We start from the raw sequence: 17,005 nt of genomic DNA, 5'->3' as shown, positions 1-17,005 counted from the left end.
CACACGGAGCGTCCAACGCGCGCGGGTCAGCCTTCCAAGTTGGAAGAGAGGCTTCCCGCCAAGTTGTCGGAAACCGGTTTGTGCCAAGTTGCCACAAACGGCTGATCGACAAGTTGTCGGAGAGCGTGAGTATCAAGTTGCTACTCAGCGCGCGGCTCAGCCCCCACGCTTCCGCAGCCGATACGCGCGCGCTTTGCACACGTCCGAGCAATACTTGCGCTGAGGGATCGGGTTCGGAATCAATGTCCCGCAAATCTGGCAGGGTCGAGGCTCAGCCGCGCGCTTGCTGTTGATCGCGCACGATATGCTGCAATGAACCTGATCGCGGTTCTTCGGACGGAACACCTTGCCACATGCGCCGCAGGTCCGCCTCTCAGCGTAGAGCTTTGGGTGACACCTCGGGCCGCAATATTTCGCATCCTTGCGCGTCTCCACGGGGATAGGCTCGCCGCACCGTTCGCAGCACCGGCCCGCTAAAGCCTCGTGCCTCGCTTCGCGCTCCACTCTGTTTTCGTCGGCCTTCTTGCAGCGCCGAGAACAAAACTTCTTATCCGACCGGCGCTTGCCCATATCGACGCCGCACACGACGCAGAGCGCCCTCATATCGAGCGGGTCGCCATCCTTATTGCCGTGTCCTCGTTCGCCCGTCTCAGGTTTATCAGCCTTTGATGGTGAGACGCTTTGCACAGGTCGCTGCAAAACTTCGGCCTGCCATCTGGCAGAGGCTTGTGACAGCGAGCGCAGGAAGCCCGCTCGATTATCGTTCCTGCCTCCACGGTCCATTCCGGTTGCCCCTCATTCCAAGTTGGACGCTTCGCGCCAGCAGCGCGGAACGCCTCGGCCAGTATCTCCCGCGCGATCAGATCAGCGCTTTCCCATCCCCAGCCCTGCAAACACAGATCGGAGCGCAGGCCCGCCCGCAACGGCCCTTCCAGCCCCCAGAGCGAGCCGGTCGCCCCCGCCTCGAAAGCAAGGCGGATCACGTCCACAAGCTCTTTGACGATGTTGTCATATCGCCCGCGCCCGAGCTTGCCGCGCCGAGCGTCCCGCGCCTGCCGTTCAAGTTTGCGCTGTTGGACCAGAGACACCAGCATCACGCGGCCCCGTCGTCTTTCCCCCAGTTCACCAGCTTCAAAGCTTGGTCAGGGTCAACGCCCGCTTCCTTCGCCATGCCGAGCGCCTGCACCACGGTTGCGGCCGCACGCGCCCGCCCGCCTGCGTCATAGGCTTGGAGCGGTCGCAGCGTGTCTATGTCCACCACCGCGCCGAGCTTCTCGGTCGCTTCCTCGGCCATCGACATTGCCAGCGGTTGCAGGGTCCATTGCGCGAGGTGGCGCTGCGCCTCCCTCACCATCGGCCCGGTTGTCGCAGAGCTGGCCAGCCCCGGCAGAACGCCGAAGGCCATCTGCACCGCGTCCCGCGCCGCCGAGAGGGTTTCGCGGGTCATTGCTTTGGAAAGGTCGGGGGTCACGTCCGAGGCTTTCCAATCCTGCACCGGCGCAGGCCCGCCCGCCGCCGAGACATTGACGCTTTCACGGATCAGCACATTGCCCCGGTTGCCCCGGAAGCTGCCCGCCATCGTGTTCATGTCCGTATCGGGCATTTCCGGCATAGGCACGATTTGCGAGCCGAGCGGCATATTCTGGAACGCCTCGGCCAGCGCGGTTTCAACGTGGTGCAACAGTCCCGCCGTGAGGCCCGAGCGGCGCAAGGGTGCCTGCCCCGAGTAAGGCGCGTTCACGTCGCTGCCGATACGGAAGTGCAGAACCTCGCCCGCAAGGGCGGTCATGGTCCGCCCGCCCCCGGTATCTGGCAGGGTCAGGCGATAGGCCACCGGCTGCGCAAGGCGGGTCGTCAAATCCCAATCGGTCGCCGGGATCAGCCGATCTTCCGCGATATAGAACACCGCTTCACCGCGTAGCGCCAAGGCCCGCGCCGCAAGCGCCAGATTGCGCCGGGTCAGAACGTCCGTTCCCTGCACGTCCGCGAGGCTCAGCCCGCTTTCCCAGAGAGACACACAGCCCTGCACCGTCGCGGTGAGTTCCGCCGCGCCATCCCGGCCCGTGATGTAAGCCGCGCGCGAGGTCATTACCTGCGACGTGTAGCCCGTGCCGGTCGCCCGCGTCTCAGCCTTTCCGAAGATCCGTTGCAAGAGGCCCATGTCATGCCCTCCGATATGCGCGCAGCAGGTCAGCCGCGCCGCTGAATTGCATCGCCCGCGCGATATGCGAGGGGGTGAGCGTCACCGCTTCGGATAGCTGCCCGACAGTGACGGTTTGCGCGCTGGCCCCGGTCGGAGCCGGAGCGGTTGCCAGGTATTCAGCCAAGCGCCGGAACGCTTCGGAGACAGCCGCAGGAAGATCGCCGCCGCCCACCGTTGCCGTGATCCGATACGGCCCCGAGCCGCGCAGGTCATAGCCGCCGAAGGGTGACGCGCCGGGGGTGAAGGCCACCCACTCGCCCGCCTGCCATTCCTCCACCGTGTCGAGGGTCGCCGGGGTCAAAGGCGGTTGCCAATCCCCTGCCCCTTCCACGATCCAGACCACGCCGCGCACGGTCCAGCGATGCGCGCAATACGCCTCGATCCGTTGCCAGAGCGCCGCCGCGTCGAGCGCCTGCGCCGCGTCCGACAGCCCGGAAACAGTCGGATAGCTCGCCGGGATTTCTTCGGTTTGTCTCAGCGTCACCGCCATCAGAGCCTCCACCGGTTAAGGGTGCGTTGAAGCCCTGCGCCCTCGGGCAGCCAAACTGCCGAGCGCCCTTCGGGCTTGTCTTGCGGTTGGTCTTGTGGCTTGTCGCCGGTGAACAGCTCCAAGAGCGTTTCCTGATACGCGGGCTGAGTCACAATGCTCAGCTCAAAGAGCAGAGCCTGAAATACCGTGCGGATCATCGCGCGGCCTTGGCTCGGGTCTTCCGCCACGATCTTCTCAGCGTTTGGCACAGTCACCGGGGGCGGGATGCGAAAGCCGGGGGAAATGCCCCCGACCAAGCCCGCTTCATACTGCGCCAGAAAGTCTTTCCACCACGTCGAGGCTTGAATTTCGGGCAGGATTTCCGCCTCGAATGTCAGCGCCTCGTCGGTATCGGTGAGGGTCAAGCTGCCCGCCCCTTTCGAGGCGAGCGGCTTGTCATAGCTATGACCGATCAGCAGGTGAATTTCGGCCTTGGGATCGTTCACCCGATAGCCGAAAGCCTTGGGGGCGAAGACTTCCTTTTGAGGTCGCCCCCGCTTCCCGCCATCGCTCAGGACGGCGCGTTTGCCGTAGGGAAAGCGGCCATGCAGCGCCATTGCGCCAGATGCCCGCTTGCGGATTTCCAGCCCGCCGCTATGGCCGCCCCAGTCCATTACGCCGCCGCCAAGCCGGTGAGGATGCGCAGTTGCGAGCCGCGCGCGACGGTCACGTCAGCCGTGACAAGCCCGGTCAGCCGCAGCCCGCCCGACTGTGCGTCGGAATACGGATCACGGATCAGGTCCACCGCGCCCCAGATGCCGAGGAAGGCCGGAGCAATGCCGCCCGCCGAGGTCGTCAACACCGCCGTTGTGTCGAGGGTGTTCGACAGCGCCGGGTTCCCCACCTTCGCGACCAGCCGGTCAAGCTCGGTAACTGCCGTGCCGGTGACGAATTGGTCATCCAGATCAGCCCAGACACTCGGGCCGAAACCGATCTTCACATCGGTCGGAGCCGATGCCGCGTTGCCCTCCATGAAGGCCACCACCTCGGCCCGGATCGCCGCCCACGTCGCCGCCGCGTCAATCGCGGTCGAGGTGATGCCGTAGGTCGCGGCCCCAGCCACCACGCCGAGCGGTTCGCCGTCCGCGCCGGTGCCGGAGAAACAGGCCTTGTCCAGCTCCACGCCGATCACCGAAGCGAGGTCGCGCCGGATTGCTTGCTCCAGCCCGCTGCCGGTCTGTTTCAGCGCCTTGCGGGTGATCCGCATATGCGCGCCTAGGGTGTTGTTCGGAGCGAGCGATTTTTCCGCCGTGGCAAATGCCGAGGGTCCGGCCACGTTGCCGCCTTCGGTCGCAGCCCAGCCCGCCACCGCGCCAGCGGTCGCCACCGGCCATTCGGTCGAGCCGTGGTCAATGTTGATCGTCTGGAAGCCAAGACGCGCGGCCACCGAAGCCGGGAACAGCCGGTCGATAATCGGGCGCGTGTTCATCGGGTCAGGGGTGCCGGTCGAGACGGTTTCGCCTGCGCGCTGTTCCAGAGCCATGAGAGGCACGGGAACGCCGCGATAGCCGCCAGCGTTGCGCAGCTCTTGCACCACCTCAGCCGTGCGGCCATCGAGGGCGCGGCCTTCATCGAGGGCCAGCACCGCTTGGCGCAGCTCATAGCCCGACACCAGATCAGACCATTCACGGCCCGAACGGGTCTCGAGTTCTTCGCCAGCCTCGCGCCGCTCGCTGTCCTCAGCGATCAGCGCTGCGCGATAGCGGGTTTCGTTGCTCCGATATTCCACGTCGAGGTCATTCATCGAACGCAGTTCGGTTTCGTCGGGGGTTTCCTTCCCCGACAGTTCGGCCAGCTTTTGGCGGATTTCCGATTGCCGCCGCTGGATCTTCACAGAATCAAGCATGTTTTACCTCTTTGCTCGAAGGGTTGCGCTGCATGTCCCGCAGCAAATCGCGCCACCGTTGACGCTCGGGGGATAGTTCAGGATGCCCAGCCTCGATCCGGGTCTTCGCGCCGTGGCACGGGCCGCAGAGCGTTTGCAGATTTTCGAGGTCGAACGCCTTTTCAGGCGCATCACGCACGGGCCGAATGTGATCCACTTCCAGCCGGTAACGAGAGCCGCATTTGACGCATTGGAAACCGTCGCGCCGCTTCGCCATCAGGCGCAGCGCAGGCCAGCGCCGATCGCGATAAACCCATGTGCCGTATCGTTTGAAGGTTACGCCCACATCACCCTCCCCGCTCTTGGAGCCGGTCGGCTGAGCATCCGCGCGCCTTCGGAGACGGCCAGCATTGCCGCGCAGGCCGCATCAATCCGGCCCATGCTGCGCCCCTTGGCGGGCTTCGCATTGCCCGCAGGGTCGGTCAGCACCACCGCTTCCGCGAAGGCGTGGCGCAACAGGTAGCTTTCGGGAGACTTCACGCGCCCGTCGAAGACATGCCGCCGCAGCCGTTCCACGTCTTCCGAGCCATCCTTAAATCCCATGCCCCGCCAGACCACCGGTGCACGGCTTCCGGCCTTGTCCAGAGCCTCGCCCATCTCAGCCGCCTTGAAGCGGTCGCAGACAATGCAGGCGACATTCTCGGCCACGGCACGGCGCAAGACGCCTTCGATCCATTCGACAATCGGCACAGTCCTATCGCCCAAGGTGAACAGCTCATGCCGCTGCGCCATCTGGCAATAGAGGTCGCCCACCGCGTCGGATTGCCCGCGCGCGTCCAGCCCCGGCGCACCGGGAAAGGTGCCGTAAGCCTCAAGCCGCCCCGTCTCGGGCCAGAAATAGGCCGCTGCCGACATGGACGCAGAGCCGCCCAGGTCGAGGCCGATCACGCATGGCCCCTCTTTCGGGGGCAGGTCCGTCACCTCGCACTTGAGCCAATCATCAAGGCCCAGCAGCACGTCGCGGTTGTCTTCCTGCACTCGCTCATTGCGCGACAGCAGCCGGAAGCGCGACAGCGCAGAGCCGCCCCGCTCAAGAGCGAGCGCCGCGTCAGCCTTGAGGCGGTCGAGGCTCGGGCCGATGCCGTATTTCGTGCCGGGGTTCGCGACGATCAGCGAGGCCACATCATCCGCAGGCAAGCCCTTTTCGGGCCGGTGTTCCTGCCGATAGACGCCCGGCGCGTCACGGTCGAGCCAGAGGCTAAACGGGTGCGCGTCAGAGCTTGCCGAGGTCGAGATAATCAACGCCCGCCCGTCACGCTTTGACAGGCCGGTGAGCAAGGCCGCTTCCAGTTCGTCACCCTGAGCCAAGGGCCAATGGCCCCGCTCATCGAGAATTGCCAAGGTCGGAGAAGTGCCGAGGGCTGATTTGCCATCCGCCGAGATAGCCCGGAGAATGTGCGGCCCCCGTTCGTCGTCATACTGTATCTCAAACCGGGGCTGACGCCGGATCGTGATTGCCGCCTGCATATCTTCGGGCAGGGTCCGCGTCAGGCTCGCGACGTAGTGCCAGCAGATTTGCGCCTGTTGCTGCGTCTTGGCAGCGATCAGGATTTCGCGCTCCGCCGCATCGCTCCACGCGCCGACCAGCTCGCCCAAGGCCAGCACCGCCGACAAGGTGGATTTACCATTGCCCCTGCCAACGCTCAGGACGCCCACATTGATTTCGGGCGCGAAGGCCCCGTCAATGAATTGGCGCTGATAGGGAGCCAGCTTGATAGGCTCACCCGCAAGACGCCCGGTCGGAACGCTCAGAGAGGCCGCAAAACGCTTGGCGAGGGTCGAGGGTTTAGCCATCTGCGCCCCCCGTGTGTGTAGAATGGCTACCCCGCTCCGCGAGAGCCCTCCCCCAACTGAAACCGGGGCATTGGGACCGCTCACCACGCATCAGGCAACCGCGACGATTTCGTATGCCGCGACCTGATCGGGATCAGCGCCGAGCCGCTTCACATCGGTGATGGAATAGGTCTTGCCGCCCACCGTGAGGTCATCCACCGGCAGCGGCACAACACCCTCGGCCACCTGCATGACGCCAATCCATTCGCCACCTTGCAGCAACAGCGGGTTGGTGAGGTTCGCATTGAAGCCCGTTCGCGCGACCTGCACCTGCGTGTTCGTGATGGTGGTGGTGCCGGGGTCATAGGGGCTACTCGCCGTTGTCTCGCTATGCGTCAGCGTGGCAGGCCCACCGTGCGCAGCGATGAGGCGATCAGCAGTAGCTCGGGCGGATGCGTTGAGGGTCATGGGGCTATGTCCTGATTTGGGTCAGTTTAGCTTACCTATTATCACCGGTCAATATTGGGTCAGCATTGCTTACATATGTGCGCAAGATAGACTCCGGCCACCCGCTCCTTCCCCCCGCTTAAAGCACGATCAGCGTTTGCCGATCTTGGGTGAAGGCCCGACGCTTCCCCGATCCGTATCCACGTGATGCCACATATCGAGGGCCAGCCGCTTCCCCGCAGGCTTCTCACCTGCCCCGCCCTTTGCAGCCTTGCGCCGGTGCGGTCCCCGATCGTCTTCCCTCGCCTTCCTTGGCTCGGTATCCCGCCGGTGGGTTTCGTTGTCACGTTTCTGAGCGTCCTAGTCGGAGCCGGTTGCGCTCGGAGTGGGTTAAAAGTTCCCGGATCGTCTTTTCCCGTTGATCTGGCTCAGCGGTCAAAAGCGAGGGCGGGTGAAGGGATATGCCCGGATCGAGGCCGGTTTGCTCCGATGAATGAAAGCCCCCGCACCGCGCCCGAGGCACGGGGGCGAGGGTTCATCAGCGGGCGTCAGCTACCAGCCCGACCATGCCCTTATCGGTGAGCCGCTGGCGCACCTGATTTGCATGTCCGGGGGAAGTGCAGACGATGGTTTCGTCGTCCTCTCCGAAGCGGTGAACCACGATCACGGTTGCCCCGTGTTCGGCCCTCACTTCAAAGACGCCATCGGGCTTCAAAAGCAGCAGGTCTTCGAGGTTGTTCGGGTCAAATCTCAGCATTGCGCAGCCTCCCGAGCGTGAAGGCGTGCGTGATGCTTTCGGCAGAGCCATTGAACGGCCAGCGGGCGCGAATAGTCCTCGTGGTGAGCGTCCACCTTGTCGCAGCCACAGACCGCGCAAGGCTCCTTAACAAGCTCCCCGTGACGGAGGGCGCGTTGCACGTCGAGGTGCGCGCGATAGCGGCGCGGATGCTTTGCACGCCACGCCTGTTGCCGAGTGCGTTTCTCGTTCATTGCGCCCCCTCCAAGTGAGAGTGCGCCCGCACAGAAACCGCACAGAAACCCGTGAACGCCGGGAGAACATCGGCCAATTCAGGGAATGCGAAATTGCGTGATTTACGCGGTTTCGAGCGTGAACAAGTGTCTTGGTAAGGGAGAGGTCGAGAGTTCAAGTCTCTCCAGCAGCACCACTTCCCCCTCCCCGATTAAAACCACCGCCTAATCGGCGCGAATCCCGTAGCGGCTGATCTTGTCGTTGAGCGTGCGCCGCGCGATGCCGAGCGCCTGGGCGGCCCGTTCGGTATTGCCCCGGCAGCGTTCGAGCGTGGCGCTGATCTCGCGCGCCTCATAGGCCGCGACCTTGTCGGCGAGGCTTTGCGGAGCCGAGGGTGCCTCGGTCGGCGCATCGGGCAGATCAAGGCCTAGCGCGAAGCGTTCCGCCGCCGCTTTCAGTTCGCGGACATTGCCGGGCCAGGGGCGGCGCTTGAGCTGTTCGCGCAAGCTATAGGGCAGGTCCGGGAGATCACGGCCATAGCGGCGCGCGGCAAGCTCGGCGAAATGGCGAAACAGCAGAACGATATCCTCGCCCAGAGAGCGCAGCGGATCGAGCGTGATCTCGGCCCCGGCGAAGCGATAGAACAGATCGGCGCGGAAGCTGTCATCGAGCGTGCGCGCGCGCAGATCCGATTTCGTCAGAGCGATGATCCGCAGGTCGAGCGGGCGCAGACGGTTTTCGCCCAGCCGCTCCACCTGACGTTCCTGCAAGGCGCGCAGCAATTTCGGCTGCACCGCCGCCGGCATAGCCTCGACCTCGTCGAACACCAGCGTGCCGCCCGAGGCCGCCTCCAGCTTGCCGGGCTTGTCCTGAGCGCCAGGGAAAGCGCCCGCGACATGGCCGAAGATCTCGATCTCGAACAGCGTCTCAGGCAGCGCGGCGCAATTGAGCGCTACGAACGGCCCCTGCGCGCGCGGGCTGGCCGCATGAAGCGCACGGGCGACGAGTTCCTTCCCCGTCCCGGTTTCCCCCGTCACCACGAGGTCGATCTCCAGCGGGCCGAGCGCCGCGATTCGCGAGCGCAGCGCCGCGATCGCCGCCGACTGACCAAGGATCTCCGCCCCGTCGCGCCGCGCGATCTCGTCTTGCAGCCGCCCCAGCTCGGCCCGGGTCGCGCGGGCCCGAAGCGCCCGGTCGACCACCGCCAGCAGATGTTGCGCGTCGTAGGGCTTCTCGAGAAAATCCTCCGCCCCCAATTGCATCGCCTTCACCGCATGCGAGACATCGCCATGCCCGGTTATCATCAGGACCGGCAGATCGGGGCTGCGCGCCTTGAGCGCCTCGAGCAGGCCGAACCCGTCGATGCCAGGCATCCGCAGATCGCTGACCACCAGATCGGGCAAAGCGGGCGCATCGAGCGCCGCCTGCGCATGGGCGAACCCCTCGCAGTCATAGCCGCCCGCCTCGATCAGATCGGCGAGCGCCGCGCGGTGGTCGTCATCATCCTCGACGACATGGATCAATGCGGTCATACCGGCTCCTTCTCGCGCACCCGTGTGAGCGTCACGATCATCTGCGTGCCCGCCGCCGGCGTCGAGCGGATATCGAGGCGCCCACCGATCTCGGACAGGATCGCCTGTGAGATCGCAAGGCCGAGGCCAAGTCCCGACCCCTCCTCCTTGGTCGAGAAGAATGGCTCGGTCACGCGCGGCATGTCTTCCGGCGCGATGCCGGGGCCGTTGTCACGGACGCTCAGGTGCAGTTCTTCTTCCGCGCCCTCCAGACGCAGCTCGACTTCGGGCGCGGGCTGGCCCTCGACCGCATCGAGTGCATTCAGCAGCAGGTTCACCAGGACCTGTTCCAGCCGCACCCGTCCCGCATTGGCGAAAAGCAGACCATCGGGGACAACCACGCGCGGCTTAATCCCGAGCGCTCTAGCCCGCGGCGCAACCAGTTCCAGCGCGCTTGCCGCTACGGCGCCGATCTCGATCCGCTCCAGCGCGGCGGTGTCTTTGCGGGAGAAGCTTTTCAGGTGCTTGATCGTGCGCTGCATCCGGCGGATCAGGTTGCGCGCAGTCTCGATGCGGGCGACCGTCTTCTCGGTGCTGCGCGCGGCGCCCATCTCGGCGGCGGCAAGGGTTGCCTCCATCGCGGCAAGCGGCTGGCTCACCTCATGCACGATCGCGGCCGACATCCGGCCAAGCGCGGCCATCTTCTCGGAATGGATCAAGCCTTCCTGGGCGGCGCGCAATTCGGCTTCGGTCTGGCGGCGGGCCTCGATCTCGCGGCCAAGAGCGCGGGTGCGCTCGGCCACCTTGCGCTCCAGCATCTCGGATTGGCGCAGGCGCAGCGCCACGAGCTGCCGCCGCTGCGCCTGCGTTTTCGCCAGCGCCAGACCGAGCACCGAGGCCAGCGCCGCCGTCACCCCCGCGATCAGCGCCGAGAGCATCGCGGGCTGCACCGGGGCTGCGGCCACCACCGTCCAGCCATCGCCAAACGCTGCGGTCTGGCTGCGCAGCCGCGCGCCGCTCGCATCGAACATCCACGCGGCGTTGCCTTGCATCAGCGGCCCCTGTGTCGCCGGATCGCGCCCGGGATAGGTCTTCAGATCCGCCAGCCGCGCGCGCGCCTCGGGGGCGAGCGGATGGAGCGGGTGATAGAGCCAGTCGGGATTGCCCGAGAGGAACACCACCCCATCGGGATCGGCCACCGCCACCGCCTGCCCCGCCTGCGCCCAGGCCTGTTGCAGCGGGTCGAGATCGACCTTCACCACCACCACACCGGGCGGACCGTCGCGATCTCCGATCCGCGCAGAGAGGAAATAGCCCGGAACCCCGGTCGTCACGCCGATCGCGTAGAAGGCGCCCTGCCCGGTGGCGATCGCATCGCGGAAATAGGGACGGAAGCTGTAATCGTGGCCTACGAAAGAGGCCGGGCTGTCCCAGTTCGACGCCGCAAGCGTCACCCCCTGCCCGTCCATCAGGTAAAGCTGATCGGCCCCCGAGAGCCCCAGAACCTCGGCAAGGTAGCGGTTCGCCGCGAGATCCGCGCCGGGCGCATCGGGCGTGCGGATCACCGCGCGGATGCGGGCATCCTGCCCGACCACGGCGGGCAGGTAGCGGAAGCGGTCGATCTCGGTTTCCAGCGCGCGCAGGGTCAGGATCAGGCTGCGATCGAGCCGCGCGTCGATGCCCGACAGCGCGATGCGCCATGCGCCCACCGCCGCCGCGACGGAGATCGCGCAGACCGCGATCACCCGCCAGAATGTCATGCGCGCGGCAGGCTTGGCCATGCGCCCTCCCTCTCGATCGCTCTTAGCCGTCGCCCGGCTCGGCGGGGCAAGGCGCGATCCGGATCGGTGCCTCGCGCACGGCTCCGATCACCTGACAATCGACCGAGCACAAAGTCCAGCCCGAGACCGTCGCCCCCGAGGCTGCCAGTTCCAGATCGGGCACTTCGGGGCCGGTCGTGTTCCAGACCCACCAGCCATCCTCGAAATGACCGCCCGGGCCCGGCTCCATCCCCGCGCCCGATCCTTTCACCGCCGCGCCGACGAGGCGCAGCGTGTCGTGGTCGGTCACCTGCCAATGTTCGCGCCAGCCCTCTTTCTCGACCGAATGGGTCCATTCCAGCGAAAACTGGCCCGAGGGCGCCAGCGCGATCATCGCAGCCCCGACCATGAGGCAGGTCGCGCTCATGCCGCCGCCCGCGTGCGGCGCAGCCAGAGGGTCGCGCCAAAGCCCGCGACCAGCGCGAAGCCGATCTCATCGGTCAGCGGCAGCGCCGCGATCAGGGTGAAGCCCGCGACCATGGCGAGTGCCCGCTCCCAAAGAGCCAGCGGACGGCCCAGCCAACCGATCACCGCGACACCCCAGAGCGCGAGCGCCAGCAGCGCCTTGATGATGACATAGGCGACCGCGGGCCAGTAGCCGATCTCGGCGGCGAGCGGGCCGCCATCCTGCAGCATCAGCGCGGGCGTATAGACCGCCATGAAGGGCACGACGAAGCCTGCGGCGGCGACCTTGATCGCCTCGAAGCTGATACGCAGCCCGCTTTCCTTCGCGATTGGCGCAGCGGCAAAACAGGCAAGCGCGACGGGTGGTGTGAGATCCGCGAGAATGCCGAAATAGAAGACGAACATGTGGCTCACGATCAGCGGCACGCCGAGATCGAGCAGCGCCGGACCCGCGATCGAGGAGGTGATGATATAGTTCGGGATCGTCGGGATCCCCATGCCGAGCACGATACAGGTGATCATCGTCAGGATCAGCGACAGGAACAGGCTCGACTTGCCGACGCCCACGATGAACTGGCCGAAGGTCGTGGCAGCCCCCGTCAGCGTCATCACCCCGATGATCACGCCGACCAGCGCGCAGGCGATACCGACGGGCAGCGCGGTGCGTGCGCCATCGGCAAGGCTGTCGCGGCAGATTGCCAGCGTCTCGCGCCCGCCCTTGTTGAAGGCGTTGATCGCGACCAGAACGGCCACCGCGCCCAGCACCGCCCAGATGCCGATCTCGAAAAAGGCGGCGGCGACCAGCGCAATCACCACCCAGAAAATCATCCGCAGCACCTGGTTCGGCAGCCCCAGCGCGACCGAGCCGCCGAGGATCAGTAGACCCGTCAGCGACAGGCCCACCGTGCCCGCGAACAGGGGCGTGTAGCCCGAGAACAGCAGGTAGACGAGCACCGCCAGCGGCAGCAGCAGATACCAGCCTTCCTTCAGCGCCTTGCGCGGGGAGGGCAGCTCGGATTTGGCAAGGCCGCGCAGGTCACGCTTGCCCGCCTCCAGATGCACCATCCAGAAGGCGCCCGCGAAATAGAGGATCGCCGGGATCAGCGCGGCTTTCACTACCTCGACGTAATCGACGCCCAGCGTCTCGGCCATGATGAAGGCGACCGCCCCCATCACCGGCGGCATGATCTGTCCACCCATCGAGGAGGTCGCCTCGACGCCCCCCGCGAAGGCCGGGCGATAGCCGAAGCGCTTCATCAGCGGGATGGTGAACTGCCCGGTGGTAACGACATTGGCCACGCCCGAACCCGAGATCGTGCCCATCAGCCCCGAGGACAGCACCGAGACCTTCGCGGCCCCGCCCATCTTGTGGCCGACCATGCCAAGCGAGACATCGGTGAAGAGCTTGATCATCCCGGCCTTCTCAAGGAACGAGCCGAAGAGGATGAAAAGGAAGATATAGGTCGCCGAGACATAGGTGGGGATGCCGTAGATCCCTTCGGTGCCGAAGCTCATCTGCTCGATCACCTGCTCGAACGCGTAGCCGCGATGGTTGAGCGGCGAGGGCAGGTATTGCCCGAACATCGCATAGGCGAAGAACGTGCCTGCGATGATCGGAAGCGCCGGGCCCATCAGCATCCAGGCAGCGGTGAAGACGGTGATCAGAAGCACCACGCCGACCACGAGATCGAGCGTGTTCGGATCGCCCGCGCGCAGCAGGAGCGGCGTGTATTCGATCCATTGATAGGCGGCGACGGCGACGCCACCGGCAGCCAGAAGGTAGGCGACGGAACGCCCGAGCGGGCCATAGCCCTTGGCAAGCGAGAGGAGCGGGAAGCCAAGCGCCAGCAGGAAGCCCACATGGACCGCCCGCGCAATCTGGCTCGAGGGGTTGATTACATGCGCGGCGAAGGCGATCTGCCAGACCGAGAAGGCCACCGCGAGCCAGAACAGCACGCGCCCCTCGCGGCTATGCGGGAACCCATCTGCCAGCGGGTCATGCACCACGGCATCGACCGCCGCTTCCTTATCCATATCCATCACTCTCTCCTCCCTCGAAAGGCGAGGGCGACCCGCCCGAGCGCGCCGCCCTCCCCATGTGTCTGCGCGGCGTTACTTCAGGATACCGATTTCCTTGTAGTAACGCTCGGCGCCCGGATGCAGCGGGATCGGAAGCCCCTGCACCGCCGCCTCGGCCGAGATGCCATTGGCCGCCGAATGCGCCGCCTTGAGCGTGTCGAGATGCTCGAAGAGCTGCTTGGTCATCTGGTAGGCTTCCTCATCGGACACGCCTTCGCGGGTCACGAGGATATTGGTGATCGCCACGGTCGGCACGTCCGCGTCCTGGCCCGGATAGGTGCCCGCCGGGATCACGCCCGCCTTGTAGGGCGCGCCCAGTTTCTCGGCGATATCGGCCGGGATCGCGACGAAGGTCACGTCCTGCGTCGTCGAGAGGTCCTTCAGCGCCGCGTTGCCGAGACCCGAGGACTGGAAGGTCGCGTCGAGCTGGCGGTTCTTCATCAGTTCGACCGATTCCGAGAACGGCAGATACTCGACCTTGCCCAGATCGTCATAGCTCATGCCCGCCGCGTCGAAGATCTTGCGCGCGTTCAGCTCGGTGCCCGATTTCGCGGCGCCGACCGAGAGGCTCTTGCCCTTGAGGTCGGTGATCGTGGTGGCACCCGCGTCCTTGAGGGCCGCGACCTGAATGAAGTTCGGGTAGATCGCCGCGATGGCGCGCAGCTTGCCCAGCGGCGCCTTGAAGCCCGCCTCCGGGTTGCCCTCCCACGCATCCTTCACCGAGTCGCCCAGCGCGAAGGCCAGCTCGCCCCGGCCCTGCTGGAGCAGGTTGAGGTTCTCGACCGAGGCCTTGGTCGACTGCACCTGCACGCGCGCGTCGGGCATGGTTTCGCCATAGACTTCCGATAGCGCCACGCCGAGCGGATAGTAGACGCCCGAGGTGCCCCCGGTGAGGATATTGATGAAGTTTTCGGCTTTCGCGACGGGCGCGCTCAGCGCCACTGCCCCGGCGATCAGCGCGCCGAGCTTGATGTTCTGGAACATCCTTTCCTCCCATATGTCATTGCCCGCATTGAAAGCGGGACTGGCTCTAGGGTGCCCGGTTTCGCGCAGGGATCAATTCAACTCACACCGCTGCGACAAGAAAGCTGGCAGATCTCTGCGCGGGCTCTGGCGGGGTTCTGCCACGAGCGCCGCGCAAAGCCGATATGCCGGGCAATTTCCGCCCCTATTTCGCTGGGCGCTTGACGCAACGAGCCCTATCTGCTCGGAAGCACCTGATTTCCGTCTTCAAAGCCCCCTATGCGCTCATTGCCTCCCTTCCGATACGCCCCCGACCGCTGGCCTCCTGCATTGCGCTGGACCGTCCTCCTCGCGGGCTCTGCGCTTCTGGCCTTCGCGCTGAGTCTCGCGCATCTCTCGGCGGCGCTTCTTCTGGGGCCGATGGCGGTCGCGATCGCGCTTGCCGCGAGCGGCGGGGCGGTGCGGCTGCCGCCTCTGGGCTTCATCGCGGCGCAGGGTGTCGTAGGCGTGATGATCGCCTCGAAGCTTCCCGCCTCGATCCTGCCCGAGATCGCCCGCGACTGGCCGATCTTCCTCGCCGGGACGCTCTCCACCGTGCTCGGCGCAAGCGCGCTCGGCTGGGTGATGGCGCGGGCGGGCGGCTTGCCGGGCACGACGGCGATCTGGGGTTCCTCCCCCGGCGCGGCGACCGCTATGACGCTGATGTCGGACGACTACGGCGCCGACATGCGTCTTGTCGCCGTCATGCAATATACCCGCGTCGCCTGTTGTGCGATCGCCGCCACCGCTGTCGTGCAGATTTTCGGCGTGGCGCAGGCGAGGGATGTCGGCGCGGCACTCGCCGAGCAAGACCCGATGGACGTCGTCGCCGCAGTCGAGACGCTCGCGCTCGGGATCGGGGCGGCGTTTCTGGGCGTGCGGCTGCGCATTCCGGGCGGCGGGCTGCTGCTGCCGATGGCCTTCGGCTTGATCGCCAGCGCCACGGGCCTTCTGGAGATCACCCTGCCCCAGACCGTGCTCGCGATCAGCTATGCGGTCGTCGGCTGGGGGATCGGGATGCGCTTTACCCGCGCCGTGCTGCGCCATGCCGCAAGGCTGCTGCCCCGCATCCTCGGCTCGATCATCGCGCTGATCGCGCTCTGCGCGGCCTTCGCGATGGGATTGGTCTATTTCGCCGGGATCGAGCCTGTGACCGCCTATCTCGCCACCAGCCCCGGCGGGGCGGATTCGGTCGCGATCATCGCGGCGGGCACGCAGGTCGATGTGCCCTTCGTCATGGCGATGCAGATCGCCCGCTTCCTGCTCGTGCTGGTCGCGGGCCCCGCACTCGCCCGCGCATTGTCACGCAGGCGAGGCGATGTCTGAAGACCCGTTCACTCTCTGAACTGGGTGTCCCCGTGATTATAGGGCTGCTGCTGGATCATCAGCACGCCGGAATTGTCGTCGGGATCGTTGTCGTAGTGATCCTTCTCGGTCACGCCCGGCAGCTGCCCGAACGCCTTCGACAGTTTCAGCGGCGAGAAGGTGAAGGGCGCCTTGTCGTGCAGCCACGGCATGTCGCGCAGCGCGCTCGATACCGAATCCGCGCACATCATCTTGTTGACCGAGCCGTTGCGCTCCACGCGGGCCATCAGCTGATCGGCCTGCGCCATCGTGATCGGAAGCTTCTGGGCGCGGACATACCAGCTCTCGCGGGCATGGTAGTCGATGTAGAATTTCCGCATCTTCTCGGTAATGCCGAAATGCACATCGTGGCGCTCGGGCGCCCAGGGATGATTCCAGGTGCCTGCCGGATCGAAGATGATCCGCTCGCGCCCGTTGATCAGCAGCGCCGAATGCCCGCCCGAGCCGGTATTGGTCGAGATCACGGTATAGAGCGTGACCGAAGGCGGCTCGTCGGAAACATAGCGATATTTGGCGACCTCGGCATCCGAGGCATAGATGTTATCCGCCCCGCAGCCAGCCAGAAGAAGCGGCAGCATCAGGCAGACAAGAAGCACGCGCATCATCTGCCCGATCTCCCGTTCCCAAGCGTGTCTTTTTCAGCCGCCGCCGGTCGCGTCAGCCGCCTACGAGAGCGAGAAACACCAGAAAGCAGATGATCACAATCACCGAAATCGTGACGAAGCGAACAAAACCGCTGAATGTTCTCTCCTGGTCACGAATGTCCATATTGCCCGGTTTATACTCGGCCATTGCGCGTTCTCCCTTTTGCGCTGTCTCCCAGAGGGAAAACTAGCCGAGCCGCGACAAGCTGTCACGCCTCGTCTTGAGGGTTCGCACTGTCAGACGCATTTTCTTCCTCCAGCGCGCGGGCGAGCCGGAAGCCGATCCGGCGCGGCGCTTCGTCTGCGACCGGTTTCGGCTGCGCGATCAGCATCACGTTGAGCTGGTTCACCCAATGCCCGGGAACCCCGTCC

Annotated in this window: 18 protein-coding genes; 1 reads left to right on the top strand and 17 read right to left on the bottom strand. The window is 65.6% G+C overall.

What is annotated here, in order from left to right; genetic code table 11:
- Positions 1-599 precede the first annotated feature (599 nt).
- The 14 genes from AKL02_RS03030 to AKL02_RS02965 form a co-directional block, all read right to left on the bottom strand.
- Positions 600-1,094, bottom strand: a complete 495-nt coding sequence (locus AKL02_RS03030) for a hypothetical protein (RefSeq protein WP_083077665.1) — start codon at positions 1,092-1,094, stop codon at positions 600-602.
- Positions 1,094-2,161: a phage portal protein gene (locus tag AKL02_RS03025; protein ID WP_083077668.1), complete on the bottom strand. Its 1,068-nt coding sequence runs from the start codon at positions 2,159-2,161 to the stop codon at positions 1,094-1,096. The genes AKL02_RS03030 and AKL02_RS03025 overlap by 1 nt, the downstream gene beginning before the upstream one ends.
- Position 2,162: 1 nt before the next feature.
- Complete coding sequence (locus AKL02_RS03020; protein ID WP_083077669.1) at positions 2,163-2,693, bottom strand: hypothetical protein; 531 nt, start codon at positions 2,691-2,693, stop codon at positions 2,163-2,165.
- Positions 2,693-3,346, bottom strand: a complete 654-nt coding sequence (locus AKL02_RS03015; RefSeq protein WP_051693701.1) for an HK97 family phage prohead protease — start codon at positions 3,344-3,346, stop codon at positions 2,693-2,695. The genes AKL02_RS03020 and AKL02_RS03015 overlap by 1 nt, the downstream gene beginning before the upstream one ends.
- A complete protein-coding gene (locus AKL02_RS03010) occupies positions 3,346-4,578 on the bottom strand; it encodes a phage major capsid protein (RefSeq protein WP_083077670.1) in 1,233 nt (410 codons plus the stop codon). The genes AKL02_RS03015 and AKL02_RS03010 overlap by 1 nt, the downstream gene beginning before the upstream one ends.
- Positions 4,571-4,903 carry an HNH endonuclease gene (locus AKL02_RS03005; protein WP_038069618.1) on the bottom strand — a complete coding sequence of 111 codons (333 nt, stop codon included), beginning with the start codon at positions 4,901-4,903 and terminating at the stop codon, positions 4,571-4,573. The genes AKL02_RS03010 and AKL02_RS03005 overlap by 8 nt, the downstream gene beginning before the upstream one ends.
- Positions 4,894-6,411: a terminase large subunit domain-containing protein gene (locus tag AKL02_RS03000; RefSeq protein ID WP_083077671.1), complete on the bottom strand. Its 1,518-nt coding sequence runs from the start codon at positions 6,409-6,411 to the stop codon at positions 4,894-4,896. The genes AKL02_RS03005 and AKL02_RS03000 overlap by 10 nt, the downstream gene beginning before the upstream one ends.
- A gap of 90 nt (positions 6,412-6,501) precedes the next feature.
- A complete protein-coding gene (locus AKL02_RS02995; protein WP_083077672.1) occupies positions 6,502-6,858 on the bottom strand; it encodes a hypothetical protein in 357 nt (118 codons plus the stop codon).
- Between the two features lie 517 nt (positions 6,859-7,375).
- A complete protein-coding gene (locus AKL02_RS02990; RefSeq protein ID WP_083077673.1) occupies positions 7,376-7,594 on the bottom strand; it encodes a hypothetical protein in 219 nt (72 codons plus the stop codon).
- A 437-nt stretch (positions 7,595-8,031) separates the two neighbouring features.
- Positions 8,032-9,339 (bottom strand): sigma-54-dependent transcriptional regulator, encoded by a 1,308-nt coding sequence (locus tag AKL02_RS02985; protein WP_083077675.1) that lies wholly within the window; start codon positions 9,337-9,339, stop codon positions 8,032-8,034.
- Positions 9,336-11,099: a sensor histidine kinase gene (locus AKL02_RS02980; protein ID WP_083077676.1), complete on the bottom strand. Its 1,764-nt coding sequence runs from the start codon at positions 11,097-11,099 to the stop codon at positions 9,336-9,338. The genes AKL02_RS02985 and AKL02_RS02980 overlap by 4 nt, the downstream gene beginning before the upstream one ends.
- A 22-nt stretch (positions 11,100-11,121) precedes the next feature.
- Entirely contained in the window at positions 11,122-11,505 is a 384-nt protein-coding gene (locus AKL02_RS02975; RefSeq protein WP_083077677.1) for a DUF1850 domain-containing protein, read from the bottom strand.
- Positions 11,502-13,583, bottom strand: coding sequence for a TRAP transporter permease (locus tag AKL02_RS02970; protein ID WP_108722363.1), 2,082 nt, complete (start codon positions 13,581-13,583; stop codon positions 11,502-11,504). Before AKL02_RS02970 ends, AKL02_RS02975 begins: the two co-directional genes overlap by 4 nt.
- Before the next feature lie 72 nt (positions 13,584-13,655).
- Complete coding sequence (locus AKL02_RS02965) at positions 13,656-14,606, bottom strand: TAXI family TRAP transporter solute-binding subunit (protein ID WP_078521742.1); 951 nt, start codon at positions 14,604-14,606, stop codon at positions 13,656-13,658.
- Between the two features lie 309 nt (positions 14,607-14,915).
- Here AKL02_RS02965 and AKL02_RS02960 point away from each other — a divergent pair, with 309 nt between their 5' ends.
- A complete protein-coding gene (locus AKL02_RS02960) occupies positions 14,916-15,950 on the top strand; it encodes an AbrB family protein (RefSeq protein WP_232621704.1) in 1,035 nt (344 codons plus the stop codon).
- Positions 15,951-15,958: 8 nt separating this feature from the next.
- Here AKL02_RS02960 and AKL02_RS02955 read toward each other — a convergent pair whose 3' ends face one another.
- From AKL02_RS02955 to AKL02_RS02945, 3 genes are all read right to left on the bottom strand, one after another.
- The gene (locus AKL02_RS02955; protein ID WP_232621703.1) at positions 15,959-16,594 is read right to left on the bottom strand and encodes a hypothetical protein; all 636 of its coding nucleotides are present in this window, start codon (positions 16,592-16,594) and stop codon (positions 15,959-15,961) included.
- A 52-nt stretch (positions 16,595-16,646) separates the two neighbouring features.
- The gene (locus AKL02_RS02950) at positions 16,647-16,781 is read right to left on the bottom strand and encodes an aa3-type cytochrome c oxidase subunit IV (protein WP_078521743.1); all 135 of its coding nucleotides are present in this window, start codon (positions 16,779-16,781) and stop codon (positions 16,647-16,649) included.
- Positions 16,782-16,842: 61 nt separating this feature from the next.
- A complete protein-coding gene (locus AKL02_RS02945; RefSeq protein WP_165756968.1) occupies positions 16,843-16,983 on the bottom strand; it encodes a hypothetical protein in 141 nt (46 codons plus the stop codon).
- Positions 16,984-17,005: the final 22 nt, after the last annotated feature.

The sequence above is a fragment of the Thioclava electrotropha genome (assembly GCF_002085925.2).
Lineage (GTDB): Bacteria > Pseudomonadota > Alphaproteobacteria > Rhodobacterales > Rhodobacteraceae > Thioclava > Thioclava electrotropha.
This window is presented reverse-complemented; position numbering and strand designations above follow the sequence as displayed.

Excerpts from the sequence above, each read along its gene's own strand:
- AKL02_RS03030 (WP_083077665.1), bottom strand. The coding sequence starts at position 1,094 with ATGCTGGTGTCTCTGGTCCAACAGCGCAAACTTGAACGGCAGGCGCGG.
- AKL02_RS02950 (WP_078521743.1), bottom strand. The coding sequence starts at position 16,781 with ATGGCCGAGTATAAACCGGGCAATATGGACATTCGTGACCAGGAGAGA.
- AKL02_RS03010 (WP_083077670.1), bottom strand. The coding sequence starts at position 4,578 with ATGCTTGATTCTGTGAAGATCCAGCGGCGGCAATCGGAAATCCGCCAA.
- AKL02_RS03015 (WP_051693701.1), bottom strand. The coding sequence starts at position 3,346 with ATGGACTGGGGCGGCCATAGCGGCGGGCTGGAAATCCGCAAGCGGGCA.
- AKL02_RS03000 (WP_083077671.1), bottom strand. The coding sequence starts at position 6,411 with ATGGCTAAACCCTCGACCCTCGCCAAGCGTTTTGCGGCCTCTCTGAGC.
- AKL02_RS03025 (WP_083077668.1), bottom strand. The coding sequence starts at position 2,161 with ATGGGCCTCTTGCAACGGATCTTCGGAAAGGCTGAGACGCGGGCGACC.
- AKL02_RS03020 (WP_083077669.1), bottom strand. The coding sequence starts at position 2,693 with ATGGCGGTGACGCTGAGACAAACCGAAGAAATCCCGGCGAGCTATCCG.
- AKL02_RS02990 (WP_083077673.1), bottom strand. The coding sequence starts at position 7,594 with ATGCTGAGATTTGACCCGAACAACCTCGAAGACCTGCTGCTTTTGAAG.
- AKL02_RS02980 (WP_083077676.1), bottom strand. The coding sequence starts at position 11,099 with ATGGCCAAGCCTGCCGCGCGCATGACATTCTGGCGGGTGATCGCGGTC.
- AKL02_RS02965 (WP_078521742.1), bottom strand. The coding sequence starts at position 14,606 with ATGTTCCAGAACATCAAGCTCGGCGCGCTGATCGCCGGGGCAGTGGCG.
- AKL02_RS02975 (WP_083077677.1), bottom strand. The coding sequence starts at position 11,505 with ATGAGCGCGACCTGCCTCATGGTCGGGGCTGCGATGATCGCGCTGGCG.
- AKL02_RS02995 (WP_083077672.1), bottom strand. The coding sequence starts at position 6,858 with ATGACCCTCAACGCATCCGCCCGAGCTACTGCTGATCGCCTCATCGCT.
- AKL02_RS02970 (WP_108722363.1), bottom strand. The coding sequence starts at position 13,583 with ATGGATATGGATAAGGAAGCGGCGGTCGATGCCGTGGTGCATGACCCG.
- AKL02_RS02985 (WP_083077675.1), bottom strand. The coding sequence starts at position 9,339 with ATGACCGCATTGATCCATGTCGTCGAGGATGATGACGACCACCGCGCG.
- AKL02_RS02955 (WP_232621703.1), bottom strand. The coding sequence starts at position 16,594 with ATGATGCGCGTGCTTCTTGTCTGCCTGATGCTGCCGCTTCTTCTGGCT.